This window comes from Candidatus Nitrotoga arctica, from assembly GCF_918378365.1.
Lineage (GTDB): Bacteria > Pseudomonadota > Gammaproteobacteria > Burkholderiales > Gallionellaceae > Nitrotoga > Nitrotoga arctica.
The window spans coordinates 2,692,510-2,705,619 of the sequence record NZ_OU912926.1 but is presented as its reverse complement, the minus strand read 5'-3'; the positions used below and the strand labels follow the sequence as shown (position 1 = coordinate 2,705,619).

At 50.1% G+C, this 13,110-nt stretch carries 16 protein-coding genes; 7 read left to right on the top strand and 9 right to left on the bottom strand.

Going from position 1 to position 13,110, the window contains the following annotated elements:
• The first annotated feature begins 57 nt into the window (after positions 1-57).
• The 5 genes from MKZ32_RS12370 to MKZ32_RS12350 all read left to right on the top strand — a co-directional run bounded on the left by MKZ32_RS12370 (position 58) and on the right by MKZ32_RS12350 (position 3,959).
• A complete protein-coding gene (locus tag MKZ32_RS12370) occupies positions 58-357 on the top strand; it encodes a putative quinol monooxygenase (RefSeq protein WP_239797547.1) in 300 nt (99 codons plus the stop codon).
• A gap of 57 nt (positions 358-414) precedes the next feature.
• A complete protein-coding gene (locus MKZ32_RS12365; RefSeq protein WP_239797546.1) occupies positions 415-1,752 on the top strand; it encodes an FAD-binding oxidoreductase in 1,338 nt (445 codons plus the stop codon).
• A gap of 103 nt (positions 1,753-1,855) precedes the next feature.
• Positions 1,856-2,800 (top strand): L-lactate dehydrogenase, encoded by a 945-nt coding sequence (locus tag MKZ32_RS12360; RefSeq protein WP_239797545.1) that lies wholly within the window; start codon positions 1,856-1,858, stop codon positions 2,798-2,800.
• Between the two features lie 184 nt (positions 2,801-2,984).
• Positions 2,985-3,137 carry a hypothetical protein gene (locus MKZ32_RS12355; RefSeq protein WP_239797544.1) on the top strand — a complete coding sequence of 51 codons (153 nt, stop codon included), beginning with the start codon at positions 2,985-2,987 and terminating at the stop codon, positions 3,135-3,137.
• Positions 3,138-3,197: 60 nt separating this feature from the next.
• On the top strand, positions 3,198-3,959 hold the full coding sequence (locus MKZ32_RS12350; protein WP_239797543.1) for a hypothetical protein: 762 nt from the start codon (positions 3,198-3,200) through the stop codon (positions 3,957-3,959).
• Positions 3,960-3,965: 6 nt separating this feature from the next.
• Here MKZ32_RS12350 and MKZ32_RS12345 read toward each other — a convergent pair whose 3' ends face one another.
• The 9 genes from MKZ32_RS12345 to MKZ32_RS12305 form a co-directional block, all read right to left on the bottom strand.
• Positions 3,966-4,523, bottom strand: coding sequence for a YaeQ family protein (locus MKZ32_RS12345; protein WP_239797542.1), 558 nt, complete (start codon positions 4,521-4,523; stop codon positions 3,966-3,968).
• 44 nt (positions 4,524-4,567) lie between these two features.
• Positions 4,568-4,981, bottom strand: a complete 414-nt coding sequence (arfB, locus tag MKZ32_RS12340; RefSeq protein ID WP_239797541.1) for an alternative ribosome rescue aminoacyl-tRNA hydrolase ArfB — start codon at positions 4,979-4,981, stop codon at positions 4,568-4,570.
• Positions 4,982-4,986: 5 nt separating this feature from the next.
• Positions 4,987-5,202: an RNA-binding S4 domain-containing protein gene (locus MKZ32_RS12335; protein WP_239797540.1), complete on the bottom strand. Its 216-nt coding sequence runs from the start codon at positions 5,200-5,202 to the stop codon at positions 4,987-4,989.
• A gap of 25 nt (positions 5,203-5,227) precedes the next feature.
• Positions 5,228-6,883 carry a peptide chain release factor 3 gene (locus MKZ32_RS12330; RefSeq protein ID WP_239797539.1) on the bottom strand — a complete coding sequence of 552 codons (1,656 nt, stop codon included), beginning with the start codon at positions 6,881-6,883 and terminating at the stop codon, positions 5,228-5,230.
• A 72-nt stretch (positions 6,884-6,955) separates the two neighbouring features.
• Complete coding sequence (locus tag MKZ32_RS12325; protein ID WP_239797538.1) at positions 6,956-7,360, bottom strand: YchJ family protein; 405 nt, start codon at positions 7,358-7,360, stop codon at positions 6,956-6,958.
• Positions 7,348-8,289 (bottom strand): serine/threonine protein kinase, encoded by a 942-nt coding sequence (locus MKZ32_RS12320; protein ID WP_239797537.1) that lies wholly within the window; start codon positions 8,287-8,289, stop codon positions 7,348-7,350. Before MKZ32_RS12320 ends, MKZ32_RS12325 begins: the two co-directional genes overlap by 13 nt.
• Before the next feature lie 65 nt (positions 8,290-8,354).
• A complete protein-coding gene (locus tag MKZ32_RS12315) occupies positions 8,355-8,927 on the bottom strand; it encodes a DUF1415 domain-containing protein (protein ID WP_239797536.1) in 573 nt (190 codons plus the stop codon).
• Between the two features lie 79 nt (positions 8,928-9,006).
• The gene (locus MKZ32_RS12310) at positions 9,007-10,350 is read right to left on the bottom strand and encodes a DEAD/DEAH box helicase (protein WP_239797535.1); all 1,344 of its coding nucleotides are present in this window, start codon (positions 10,348-10,350) and stop codon (positions 9,007-9,009) included.
• 289 nt (positions 10,351-10,639) lie between these two features.
• Positions 10,640-11,539: a TIGR01777 family oxidoreductase gene (locus MKZ32_RS12305; RefSeq protein WP_239797534.1), complete on the bottom strand. Its 900-nt coding sequence runs from the start codon at positions 11,537-11,539 to the stop codon at positions 10,640-10,642.
• A 456-nt stretch (positions 11,540-11,995) separates the two neighbouring features.
• Between MKZ32_RS12305 and MKZ32_RS12300 the strand changes: the two genes are divergently transcribed.
• Both MKZ32_RS12300 and MKZ32_RS12295 read left to right on the top strand, forming a co-directional pair.
• Positions 11,996-12,487: a CBS domain-containing protein gene (locus MKZ32_RS12300; protein WP_239797533.1), complete on the top strand. Its 492-nt coding sequence runs from the start codon at positions 11,996-11,998 to the stop codon at positions 12,485-12,487.
• Positions 12,484-12,876 (top strand): hypothetical protein, encoded by a 393-nt coding sequence (locus MKZ32_RS12295; RefSeq protein WP_239797532.1) that lies wholly within the window; start codon positions 12,484-12,486, stop codon positions 12,874-12,876. The genes MKZ32_RS12300 and MKZ32_RS12295 overlap by 4 nt, the downstream gene beginning before the upstream one ends.
• The last annotated feature ends 234 nt before the right edge of the window (positions 12,877-13,110 follow it).

Genomic DNA, 13,110 nt, shown 5'->3' with positions numbered 1-13,110 from the left:
CTTATTATGTAATCATCGCCGGAATAACATTAAACGATTGATACTTGGAGGTAGCACATGTCAGGTGAAGTGGTAAGGGTGATCGCGAGGATCACTGCTCAGCTTGATAAAGTTGAGGAACTTAAATCTGTATTGCTGGGTCTTGTTGAACCCACGCGATTAGAAAAGGGTTGTGTCAGCTATCAGCTCGTACAAGATAAAACCGACCTCGCCGAGTTCGTCTTCATTGAAGAATGGAGTAGCGATTCGGCTATAGATGTCCACATGACATCCTCTCATGTACAAGACGCTTTCTTGAAGGCTCAATCGTTGCTCGTCAAAGCGCCTGATATCAGAAAATATGGGGTTCTTCGATAACAGTATCAGCAATTTACGATTGATTACTCGTCCCTAACCATCAGTTCGAGGTGTTCAATGAATGATATTACGATCTCTCAACCCTATCATGGCTTGCTTGAAAATGAAGGCCATATTCGCAGCAATTGGGGACTGAGCCATACAACGAAACCCGCCGTTTATGTCGAACCCATAAGCTACGCTGATGTGCAGGCCGTGGTGTGCGATAAGCAGCGGTTTCCAACGCCTGTCCACCCGGTTGGCTCACTATTATCTGTGACATCTACTATCGTCAATGACGGCGGGACGATGTTGTGTACGCGTAAGCTCGACGAAATTCTAGGCCTCGAATCAGACAGCACAGGAAGAAAGGTCGTTCGGGTGCAGGCGGGGTGCCGCCTTAAAAAGCTCAACATGTGGCTTCAAGCACGTAGAATGGAAATCCCGTTTCAGGCGGAAATCGGCGAGGCCACCGTAGGCTCCGTCGCGGTTGGCGATACCAAGGATTCGTCGTTGGATGGCCTCGGTTATTTTTCCGCGCATGTCGTCGCTCTGACTTATGTTGACGACAAAGGCAAGCTTCGCACACTGTCTGACTATAACGATGGAATTGTGTTTTATGAGTTCAAGTGTTCGTTTGGACTCTCCGGCATCGTCGTCGAATGCCAGATCGAAGTACGTCCGGCTACGCTTTGCAGGTCAGAAATATCATTTGAAGTTTTTCAGTCGCCGGAGGAACTTGCCCATCGGTTGATTAGCAAACGTGAGGCGTGTGACGCTTTGTTTGCGATTGTATTTCTTAATCAACTGGCGAGTTTCTTAGATGAGCGATTCAAGGCAGGTTTCGGTTCGGTAACGCCCGTTTCGTCACAGCCTGCCTGTGAGGAATTTCGCATCGCAAAACGCTTGGCGATCCAGCACGGATTTGAGGGGGTCGAAGTGCCGCAACCCAAAGAGCTTATTTACTCACGCCATGATTTTGTTAACGAGTACTGGCGCCCATCAGCGGATGAGCGCCGTCTTGACTTCCAGTTTTATGAACACGATATCGCGCAACTTACTCGTGTCATCGTCGACTCCTATAAATTTACAAAGGAGTTTGAACAGCAGACCGGCTATGCCCCGAACGGATGGGCGACCTATTTCGTCCATCGCCCGGAAAAAGAGAAGAAACCCTTCGGACTTTACTCGGGTGGTTCCGGTATTTCGTTCTCGTTTGACCCGATTTGTTCCAACCCTGTAGAACCTCGCTGGCAACGTTTCGCACAGGAATACAATAAGCTGGCGATTAACACGCTTGGCGGCAATGCCTCACCAATCCAAACACAATGGTTACAGCCTGGCGACGTAAAAATTCCGAAAAAGTTGGCTTACCCGCGTTTTATAACGAAATACTACGAGCAGTTTCTTGAGTAAAAGAAAATAATAAAATGGAGGCAGCCTTCTATGGCCCTGGCTTAAGGCCAAACGTAGAGAGAAATTGAATTGTTGTCCCTGTTATCCGGCTTGGAAGGCTATATTGAATACTGCATTAAAAATTGGCATCGTCGGTATCGGGCAGGTCGGCAGTACCACCGCCTACTCACTAGTGTTACAGGGAGTGGGCAGCGAATTGGTGCTGGTCGATCAGAATCGCGCACTGGCCGAAGCGCATGTAATGGATATCCTGCACGCGACCCCATTTTCCCATCCGGTTCACCTTCGCAGTGGTGATTTTTCCGATCTAGCGGGATGTGGATTAGTGATCATAGCCGCGGGTGTCGGCCAGCTGCCGGGTGAAATGCGCATGCAGCTGCTGCAAAGGAATGCCGCTATCTTTGCCGACATTGTGCCGCAGATCGTGCGGTACGCGGCAGATGCCATTCTGCTGGTGGCGACCAACCCGCTTGATGTAATGACGCAAATCACACACAGGCTGGCCGGTTTACCGGCGGGCCGGGTGCTCGGGAGTGGAACCATCCTCGACACTGCACGCTTTCGTGCGCTACTTGGTGAGTTATGCAAGGTTTCACCGAGTTCGGTGCATGCGTATGTGCTGGGTGAGCACGGCGATTCAGAAGTGCTGCTGTGGTCCGGCGCCGAGATAGCGGGCATCCCGCTGGAACAGTTTGCCGCTTCGTGCGGCTGCCCGCTGACGGCAGATTTTAAAAAACAAGTTGACGAAAGCGTACGCCGCGCTGCTTACCGCATCATCGATGGCAAAGGCGCTACGTATTATGGGATCGGTGCCGCGCTTGCACGCTTGAGCCGCTGCATTCTTTATGACGAACGCACGGTGTTTACCGCTTGCTCGGTGGTGCCGGAGGTCGAAGGCGTGACCGACGTCGCGCTTTCCCTGCCGCTGATAATCGGACAAACCGGGGTTCAAGCCACGCTACGACCCCCGATGAATCAGGATGAAAGGAAAGCGCTGCATGATAGTGCATTGCTGATCAAACGCAGTGCCGCCAGCTTGGGATATTGAGGGATTGTTTTTGACGCGATGGCCCGGCAAGCCATCCACAGAACGTTTCATTGCCAGCATGAGATCAATTTTTCGCGGTTTGTACGGGTCCTCCCAAAGCACCCCCCATGGTTAGTCGTAAATGTGTGAAAATAGCGGCTGCAAATCGGGCATTTAAATAAATCCTAATAATAAAGGCGACAAATTGGTACAACCTAATTTTCAATTCGAAAAGCGTCAAAAAGAATTAGCCAAGAAAAAAAAGAAAGAAGAAAAAAAGCAGCGTAAATTAGAAGATAAACCCCCGTCTTCCTCAGACCAATCCGGTCACGCTAACGATGAAAGCTCGTCCACCTAAATCAGTACAGTGCAGCTTTCGGTAAGTCTGTGGCTAGCTTGCCGGTAAAGCGCGAGAGTAATGCCTGATACCTACACTGATTGCCCCAAGTGCGGATGCAAGTTACCGCAATCTTTACCGAGCAATGCCGCATGCCCTGCCTGCGGCATTTATTTTTTTAAGTGGCAAGCATTGACAGAAGTGCCCGTGACTTACGATGCTGACCCGGGCCCGACCACTCGTAGTTGGCGCAAACGCACGCAGGATTTTCTCACGCCCAAGGAACAGATGGATGAGCTATCTTTCTATGGGCGTTGTCTGCTGCTCGTTCTCTTGGCAGGGTGGAGCTGGAGACTATTTTCTTATGATTACCGCAGCGGCGAGATGGGCGGCTCCTTCATGCACAACATCCTGCTTCCTATCCATGAGGCCGGGCACGTGTTGTTTATGCCTTTCGGTCAGTGGCTCACCATCCTCGGCGGCAGCTTGTTCCAATTGGCATTACCCGGCGGGATTGCTATCGCCTTTATCTGGAAAAATCGCGACAACTTCGGCGCGGCGATCGGGCTATGGTGGACAAGTGTCAGCTTGATAGACCTTGCACCCTACATATATGATGCCCTGCGACCGCAATTAATTTTGCTCGGAGGGAGCGTCGGCGAAGATGGCCCGCACGATTGGATATATCTACTCGATAGCTTTGGTCAGCGGCCCAATGCTCAGCACTGGGGCGCGCTGGCGCATACGCTGGGCGGCTTGGTTATGCTTGCCGCGCTGAGTTGGGCAAGTGCTGTGTTGTGGCGGCAGCGATTGAAATTGACTAAGTCGTTGAGCGCCGACTAGTTGCGCTCAATGCCCGCGAGTGGATGGGACTTTTAGCAACACCCGTTCCACCTGCGCACTGTCATTCCCATCGCTCAACCATATCTGTCCATCCTGAATGGTGCATTGCAACTGCATGTTGCGCTGAGCCAGCTTGGCGATGGCGCGCGTATGTTTCATCGGCAGGTTAATCACGCTCAGATTCCTGAGTCGTTCGAATTGACTGCTGTTTTGTGCGAACCACATATCAGCGACACGACCGCCATAGGTATAAACAATCACCTGGTTAGAGCGGCCGCAGGCTTTACGTATTAGTTTTTCGTCGGGAAGCCCGACGTCTATCCATAACTCAATCGCACCCGTTAAATCTTTCCGCCACAAATCTGCCTCATCATCAGTGGTCATCCCTTGGCCGAACTCCAGATATTCATGGGCATGCAACGCAAAGGCTAACAGCCGCACCATCATGCGCTCGTCTGTTTCAGAAGGATGTCGTGCAAGAGTAAGCGCGTGATCTTGGTAATAGTGACGCTCCATGTCTGCGATTTGCAGATTGGCTTTGAAGATGGTTGCTTTAATAGCCATATAGCTCCTGGATCCGTCTCATGCAGAAGTAGGCTTCTGTCAAATTATTCCACCACCCGGCCACGCATACTTTTAGTTGCACCATGCTTGGCTTTGCTGTCCATACGCTTCCTCTGCGAACTGCGCGTAGGTTTTGTTGCACGACGGACGGTGGGCAACACCGCGATACTCTGCACCAACTCTTTCAAGCGTCGTAATGCTTCACCACGATTCATTTCCTGACTGCGAAATTCCTGCGCCTTGATAATTATCACGCCGTCTTTGGTGATACGGTGATCGTGCAGTTCAAAGAGCCGCGCTTTAAAAGCGTCTGGCAACGATGAGACGTTGATGTCGAAACGCAGATGCACGGCGCTGGAAACCTTGTTGACGTTCTGACCGCCTGCTCCCTGCGCACGCACGGCGGTTAACTCGATCTCATGATCAGCAATGGTAACGTTGTGGGAGATATACAGCATGAAAATTATGCAAGCACTGTGATGCGCACGTCGCCTAGGGTTACCACCGATCCTGCACGTATTTTGCAGGTTTTGCGCAATTCCACGTGCCCGTCCACCGATACCACACCTTCTGCGACCAGTACCTTACCCGCTCCGCCGCTATCGCACACGCCAACCATTTTTAGCAGTTGGTTTAGCTCGATAAATTCGCCATTAAGCTTGAATTCAAATTGTTGCATGGAAGTCTTTATGGAAGAAAATCAACTACAGTTTCACCGCATGTTCACGCGTGGTGTGGAAAACTACTTTCGGCCAGCGTTCCTGGGTGAGTTTGAGATTGACGCTGTTCGGTGCGAGATAGGCCATGTTGCTGGCGGCATCGTAGGCGACATTGTGCGATAGGGCCTTCTCAAAATCGGCGAGCATTTTTTTGTCGTCACAAGTTACCCAGCGCGCGCTCGTGGTATTGGTGCCATCGAATACTGCATCCACGCCGTATTCGCCCATCAAGCGACTGGCGACGACATCGAACTGCAGTACGCCGACCGCGCCTAGAATTAAATCACCCCCACTAACTGGTTTGAATACTTGTACAGCGCCCTCTTCACCCAGCTGCTGCAAACCTTTATGCAGTTGCTTGACCTTGATCGGGTTCCGGATGCGCACGGAGCGGAAAAAGTCTGGTGCGAAATAAGGAATGCCGGTGAACTGCAATAATTCGCCTTCGGAAAAGCTGTCGCCGATCTGCATGTTGCCGTGGTTGGGTAAGCCGATGATGTCGCCAGCGTAGGCTTCTTCTACCTGCTCACGGCTGGAGGCCATAAAGGTGACAACGTTGGATACACGAATTTCGCGGTTAATACGCAGGTGTTTGATCTTCATGCCACGCTCGAAGCGCCCGGAGCAAACACGCAAGAAGGCGATGCGGTCACGATGATTTGCGTCCATGTTGGCTTGTATCTTGAACACGAAGCCAGTAAAAGCCGCCTCGTTAGGTGCGACAACACGTACAGTGGCATCCCGTGCACGCGGCGCCGGTGCCCAATCCAACAGGGCGTTGAGAATTTCGCGCACGCCGAAGTTGTTGATAGCGGAGCCAAAGAATACGGGAGTTTGCGTGCCGGCCAGAAACGCGGCAAGATCAAAAGGATGAGAAGCTCCATGCAGTAGTTCAACTTCCGCTTTAAGCTGACCTATTTCCAATGGGAACATTTCCACAAGACGCGGGTTATCGATGCCTTTAACTATTTCAAAATCCTGATCGGCGCGTTCTTCGCCTGCCGCGAACAGTAAAATTTCGTCGCGCAATAAGTGATAGACACCCCGAAAAGTTTTGCCCATCCCCAGCGGCCAAGTCACCGGTGCGCATTGGATATTAAGTACCGACTCAACCTCATCCAGCAATTCCACCGGGTCGCGTGTTTCACGGTCCATCTTGTTAATGAAGGTTATGATGGGTGTGTTGCGCATACGGCACACGTTGAGCAATTTGATGGTTTGCGTTTCCACGCCCTTGGCCGCGTCAATAACCATGAGCGCGGAATCTACGGCGGTGAGCACGCGGTAGGTGTCTTCGGAAAAATCCTGGTGGCCGGGGGTATCGAGCAAATTTACGACATGGTTACGATATTCGAACTGCATCACTGAGCTGGCTACAGAGATACCACGTTGCTTCTCGATGTCCATCCAGTCGGACGTTGCGTGGCGACCGCTCTTGCGTGCCTTTACCGTACCCGCCAATTGAATCGCGCCGGAAAATAGCAGTAATTTTTCGGTCAGTGTGGTTTTGCCCGCATCCGGGTGAGAGATGATGCCGAAGGTGCGACGGCGCGCCACTTCGCGCGTGATTAAATCACGCGAAACAGGTGCGGGTGCGTCAATTGCTTCTAGTACAGGCTGTGTTACAGAATCTGATGCCATGATGAATGTTCTCGCGAAATATGTATTGCAAAAAATAAGTAAGTCTAAGGGCTGTAAGGTGCTAAGTCTAACTTAGTGAATGTCTCCATCCACATAAAACCATAGGTCGCCCTCGCGCACGAAGCGACTCAATTCGTGCAGTCGATACGCACGACCCCCTGCTTTGTAGCGCGCCACAAACTCCACTAGGGCGCGGTTCGGTTCTTGAAGATTGTACTCATGGCGTTTCACCTCCAGCCCCAGCCACTTTGTCTCAACTTTATCAACTGTATCCAACGTAACGGCGCGAGTAGAGGGATGCCAAGTTGCCAGTAAATAATCATCGCATCCCAATGTGTAAGCGACATAGCGGGAACGCATCAAAGCTTCAGCGCTGGGGGCAGGCGTGTTGCCCTCGATATAACACTCGCAACAGTCTGTAAAAATTTTCTTGCTGCCGCAAGCGCAACGAGCTTGCATATCAATCAAACCGGCCATAGTGGCGGCTCGTCCATCAGCGCGATCTGCTCGCGCAATTCCAGAATGCGATCTTGCCAATAGCGTTGAGTATTAAACCACGGGAAGGCTTGCTTGAAGGCTGGATCGTCCCATCGCTGAGCCAGCCAGGCGGAATAATGTATCAGGCGCAAGGTGCGCAGAGCTTCGACCAGATGCAACTCACATGAATCAAAATCGTAAAAGTCTTTATACCCTGCCAGCACGTCATTCAACTGCCGCGCCATGTCAGCACGCTCGCCCGATAACAGCATCCACAAGTCTTGCACAGCAGGCCCCATGCGGCTATCGTCAAAATCAACGAAGTGCGGACCGTCATCCGTCCATAGCACATTACCTGCATGACAATCCCCATGTAGACGTAGTGTTTTTACATTGCTGCCGGCACGCTCAAAGCAATGTCGCACGCTAGCCAGTGCCTGCTCTGCTACGCTACGATAGGCAGCAACAAGATCAGCCGGGATAAAGTTATTGGTCAGTAAAAAATCAAGTGGTTCTACACCGAAACTCGCTATATCCAGTGTGGGGCGATGCTGAAACGGTTTGAGCGCACCAATGGCGTGGATGCGACCCAGAAAGCGCCCCATCCATTCCAGCGTGTTTCGATCTTCAAGTTCGGGCGCACGTCCGCCGTGTTTGGGAAAAACGGCGAAGCGAAATCCTTCGAAGGTGTGCAGTGTTTTGCCACCCAGCACCAAAGCAGGTACCACCGGAATTTCGCGCTCGACCAACGCCTGCACGAAAGTGTGCTCTTCGAGTATGGCCGCATTCGTCCAGCGTTCCGACCGATAGAATTTTGCGACCAGCGGTGAGCCTTCTTCCATGCCTACCTGATAGACGCGGTTCTCATAGCTGTTTAGCGCTAACAGACGGCCATCGCTGCGGCAGTTCAAGCTGTCCAGCGCGTTCATGACGCAATCGGGGGTAAGTAAAGAGAAAGTGGGTGATGTCACCGTTAAAGGTCTTTGCGCAGTTATTAATTTTCCAGGAGAGGACTGGCCTTAACCAGCCCCAAGTCATTCCAGCCTGCGTGACCCAAACGGCGCAGTGTCTCAATGTTTTTGTCGAATATTTTCTCGGCCTCAGGAAAAGCCGACACCGCCTGCACGACACTCGCTTCGCGTAGCAGATGCAGCATTGGGTACGGCGACCGATTGGTGTAGTTTTCGATATCGTCAGGCTGCGTTCCGGCAAACTGATACTGCGGGTGAAAGCTGGCCACTTGCAACGCACCTTCCAAATCCATGTCTTCCAGCGCCGCATCGGCTACATCGAGAAAATCGTTGTATTCAAGAAAATCAGTGAGCACATAGGGATGAACAAGCAAGGTTGTGTCGATATTTATTGCTGGCGTTTCGGCCAACACTTCCAGCTCTCGCATGAGGTCTCTTAGCAAATCCTCATGTGTGGCCGCAGAACTCACCACATAGCGTATCTGATTTTTCACGTGAACGGCCTTGGCAAACGGGCACAAGTTGAGGCCAATGACGGCCCGCTCCAACCAAAGTTTCGTCGCAGCTATGATTTTTTCGTCTGTTGTGAGATTCATTTTAATAAAAACAAATTTATTAATTGTGTCGGGGCTAATCTACTTAATTACCTGGCCCTGCGTCTTGGCAAAAACATGGTTAGCGATTGTAGCCACCGGAACGGTGTGATACCGGTTTGCGGGCAACAGGTTTACCAGTAGTAGCAGTAGCAACACTGGTGCGGCCTTGACCACCGCCCGCACGCGGCGCTGCCCGAGGAGTACGACTTCGACCTTGCCCTTGCTTACGCTCCCCACCTTGACCGCGATTCTGACCGTTTAAAATAGGCTCTGCTTTGATGCGAGGATCTGGCTCGAAGCCGGGTATTTGCACAACCGGAATTTCGCGCTTGGTCAGTCGCTCAATGTCCCCCAGCAGCTTATGTTCATCAATACATACCAGGGAACTCGCCTCGCCTTCGCTGCCTGCGCGACCGGTGCGTCCAATGCGGTGGACATAATCTTCCGATACATTGGGCATCTCGAAGTTGACCACGTGTGGCAATTCAATGATGTCGATGCCACGCGCAGCAATGTCAGTTGCCACTAGCACCTGTAGTTTGCCGGTTTTAAATTCTGCCAATGCGCGAGTGCGTGCCGCTTGGCTCTTATTGCCATGGATGGCCAGCGCTGGAATGTCGTCCTTATTGAGTTGTTCAGCTAACTTGTTGGCACCGTGTTTGGTGCGTGTAAACACCAGCACCTGATGCCAGTTATATTCCTTGATAAGATGGGTAAGCAACTCACGCTTTCTTTCGCGATCCACTGGGTAAATTTTCTGCGTGATCAGTTCTGCAGTAGCGTTGCGGCGCGCCACTTCTATCATCGCCGGTTTATTGAGCAGCCCATCGGCCAGCATTTTGATTTCGTCGGAGAAGGTAGCGGAAAACAACAGGTTTTGTCGCTGCCTGGGCAATATAGCCAAGATTTTTTTGATGTCGCGAATGAAGCCCATGTCCAGCATGCGGTCGGCTTCATCCAGCACCAGTATTTCTATATGCGACAGATCTAACGTTTTCTGCTGCAAGTGATCGAGCAGCCGGCCAGGTGTGGCAACTAAAATATCCACACGGCTTTTTAAGCGCTGTATTTGTGGATTAATGTTAACGCCACCAATCATTGTCATCGAGGTAAGTTTCAGGTATTTGCCATAATCGCGCACGCTCTCTTCTACCTGTGCGGCAAGCTCGCGCGTAGGGATAAGAACTAACGCGCGAATTGGTGCCTTACCGGTTACAGGTTTGGCAGAAGCAGTAAGACGTTGCAGGATAGGCAGGGTGAAACCAGCAGTCTTGCCGGTGCCAGTATGTGCACCAGCCAGCAGGTCGCCGCCGGATAGCACAACCGGGATGGCCTGCGCCTGAATGGGCGTCGGTTCAGTGTAACCACGCTCGGTAACGGCGCGGACGATTTCATCGGACAAACCGAGAGCTGAGAAAGTCATAAATTATTCCTAGAAAAAAATCGGCCTGTCGCCGTTGATGGCGCCAGTCTTAGGCAGATAGATGGGTTTGTAAAACCAGTATGGACAGTGGCAAGAAGACTAGAAACTAATACCACTTTTTTAAATTATAACAGAATTGAATTTCGTTACTGGATTGATTCTATCTTGTGGGGAAGCGGGATCGTGTCTTACATATATTATATAAACTACCTGCATCGTTTTATTTCATCACAGCGAATTTACGTTATGTTTTTGTGTGAAAAACCTGCCCCCACACGGTGTTAATAATCTAATCACACAAAACTTGACGTAGCGCTGCACCCAATTCAGTAAACTTGAATTGATAATCAGCACCCAACATCCGCCTGGGAATAACACGTTGACTGCCTAGTAGTAACTCAGACATTTCACCCAGTAAGAGCTTAAGAATCCATGCTGGTGCAGGTAAAAAAGCGGGGCGATGAAGAGTTTTTGCTAGCGTTTGGGCAAATATATGGTTAGTAACCGGGTTAGGTGCGGTCAGGTTAAATGGGCCATTAAGCTCAGTGCTATTAAGTAATGCCAAGCAAATGGCCACATGGTCGTCGATATGAATCCAGGGCATCCATTGTTCGCCACTACCAAGTTGCCCACCCAACCCTAATTTGAACGGCAGTATCATCGGTTGTAAGAAACCGCCATTTTTGCCAACAACCAGGCCTGTGCGTAATTGGCATACTCGAACACCATGCTCCTTAGCTTTCACTGCCTCGTTTTCCCATTCGACACAAGGCTGGCGGCCAAAATCATCTTGGCCAGGTGATGTTTCATCAAGTATGGTATGGCCCTGGTTACCATAGAAGCCAATTGCTGAGCCACTCAAGAAAACTTCAGGCTTAGATTGCGCACGCGCAATAAACTTCACCAGATCCTGAGTAACATCAATGCGGCTATGTAGAAGGACTCGTTTGCGCTCATCCGTCCAGCGTTTACCAAAAATCGGTGCGCCAGCAAGATTGATAATGGCTTCAAAATAATCAGACTCGGATAGTGTCTTCAAAGAATTGAGTGGCGTAACTTGATCACCCAATATGGTATTGACTTTATCAGGGTGGCGGCTATAAACCCTTAATGTGTGACCCGCTGCCAGTAATGCTGGGCATAATGTTTGGCCAATTAATCCAGTTCCGCCTGTTATCAGTATTTTCATGGACTGGCTCCTTCTCAATCACAAAGCACGGGGTCAGTTTTAACATTACAACATTTTTCCCCAGTCTTCTTCAAACTTCCGTACTACGTGTAACTGGGGTCAGTATAAGGGGGAGCAGAGTAACTTAGTGAAGTGAATAATTGTAAGGTGGCATAACAGAAACTTTAAATTTACTCTGCCCCCAGTTGCCATGCTGTCCTTTAGCCTTTAATCTGCAATTCAGTAGCGGGTCATTCTTGGAGAAAAATGCACATCGATAAATCCGTCTCAGTTACCAATATCTCCGACGCTCGGCGTGAGCAAGGGATGTTGTTATTTAGCGTTGACAATCGCTACACTACGCATTGTCTTTAGCAGAAAAGCACTGCTACAATGATCAACAGTAAAAACTAGGGAGACGCTGATTAATTCAAAATTTCGCAGAATTTCGCGCGTAACAAATTGATTTTTAAATGTGTGAATTCTGAAACGCGAGTTAATCAGCGCTTCCCTAAGGATATGATGGCATTAGTAAAAAAAATATTACCTCTGGCGCGGGAGCGTCTTGTTACAATCACGGACGACGCTCCACTGACGGAGGCTGCCAAGTCTATTGATGGTAGTCACCACAATCTTGTCATTATTTGTAACAAGAGTGGCGTTATGGTGGGCATTGTGACGAGAACGGATGTTGTTCGCCAGATGAGTCTTTGTCAGGGCTGTGGTTGTAACGCTATCGTTGGAACGGTGATGACTAAGGACGTTATCTGCTGTCACCCCGATGAGTTGTTACAAGATGTGTGGTCGCTTATGAGAGAGAAGGGCTTTTTGCATGTTCCTATCGTAGATGATGATTTCAGACCGTTAGGCGTCATCAATGAGCGGGATGCCCTCCTTATTCTTTTTGAAGAAAAAGGTTACGATGAGGCTCTTTTGCGAGATTATGTCATGGGTGTGGGGTATCGGTGAAGGGAACTATGGTGGACAATAACTCAGACGCTTTAACAAAAAATAATCCGCTAGCTCAGGCTTTGGCTGGGTGGGAAAACAAAGATGGTGATACTCTCCATACCGATTTACCATGTGTGGATGGTGTCGAGCAGACGGAGATGACGAATGTCGAACTCGTGGCGCTTAGGGTGCGCGTGATCGCCTTGGAGAACGTCCTGACTTCCCTTCTCGTTAACGCCGCTGACCATCAACTCAACCTCATTCGGGAAATGGCCGATTATATTTCTCCCAGGCCGGGCTACACCCCTCATCCGCTCACAATTCATGCAGCAAAGCATATGATTGATCTAGTTGATCGCTCAACGCGCTTTCGTTCTCATGGCGTAAGAGGCACGGAGGAAGCATAAAGTAACAAGCCAAAACGGGCGGCTTGAAAGTCCTTATGGTATAGAAAAACAAAGAAAGGGTCGAGTCTTGACATAACACTTTTATTTTTAATGGTGTAGCCGGTAGGTACCGTCTTTAAAGTCAAAAATTTTTCAGGTAATCGACTTCTAGCGCAAGATCAATCTTACTTACGCCGTCAAAAGAATCGATGGAGCCAAATCTAGCATTAGCATATAAATTTCCTGCATCGTTTG

Excerpts from the sequence above, each read along its gene's own strand:
- MKZ32_RS12365 (WP_239797546.1), top strand. The coding sequence starts at position 415 with ATGAATGATATTACGATCTCTCAACCCTATCATGGCTTGCTTGAAAAT.
- MKZ32_RS12345 (WP_239797542.1), bottom strand. The coding sequence starts at position 4,523 with ATGGCTATTAAAGCAACCATCTTCAAAGCCAATCTGCAAATCGCAGAC.
- MKZ32_RS12370 (WP_239797547.1), top strand. The coding sequence starts at position 58 with ATGTCAGGTGAAGTGGTAAGGGTGATCGCGAGGATCACTGCTCAGCTT.
- MKZ32_RS12315 (WP_239797536.1), bottom strand. The coding sequence starts at position 8,927 with ATGAATCTCACAACAGACGAAAAAATCATAGCTGCGACGAAACTTTGG.
- MKZ32_RS12335 (WP_239797540.1), bottom strand. The coding sequence starts at position 5,202 with ATGCAACAATTTGAATTCAAGCTTAATGGCGAATTTATCGAGCTAAAC.
- arfB (WP_239797541.1), bottom strand. The coding sequence starts at position 4,981 with ATGCTGTATATCTCCCACAACGTTACCATTGCTGATCATGAGATCGAG.
- MKZ32_RS12330 (WP_239797539.1), bottom strand. The coding sequence starts at position 6,883 with ATGGCATCAGATTCTGTAACACAGCCTGTACTAGAAGCAATTGACGCA.
- MKZ32_RS12305 (WP_239797534.1), bottom strand. The coding sequence starts at position 11,539 with ATGAAAATACTGATAACAGGCGGAACTGGATTAATTGGCCAAACATTA.
- MKZ32_RS12310 (WP_239797535.1), bottom strand. The coding sequence starts at position 10,350 with ATGACTTTCTCAGCTCTCGGTTTGTCCGATGAAATCGTCCGCGCCGTT.
- MKZ32_RS12350 (WP_239797543.1), top strand. The coding sequence starts at position 3,198 with ATGCCTGATACCTACACTGATTGCCCCAAGTGCGGATGCAAGTTACCG.
- MKZ32_RS12320 (WP_239797537.1), bottom strand. The coding sequence starts at position 8,289 with ATGAACGCGCTGGACAGCTTGAACTGCCGCAGCGATGGCCGTCTGTTA.
- MKZ32_RS12325 (WP_239797538.1), bottom strand. The coding sequence starts at position 7,360 with ATGGCCGGTTTGATTGATATGCAAGCTCGTTGCGCTTGCGGCAGCAAG.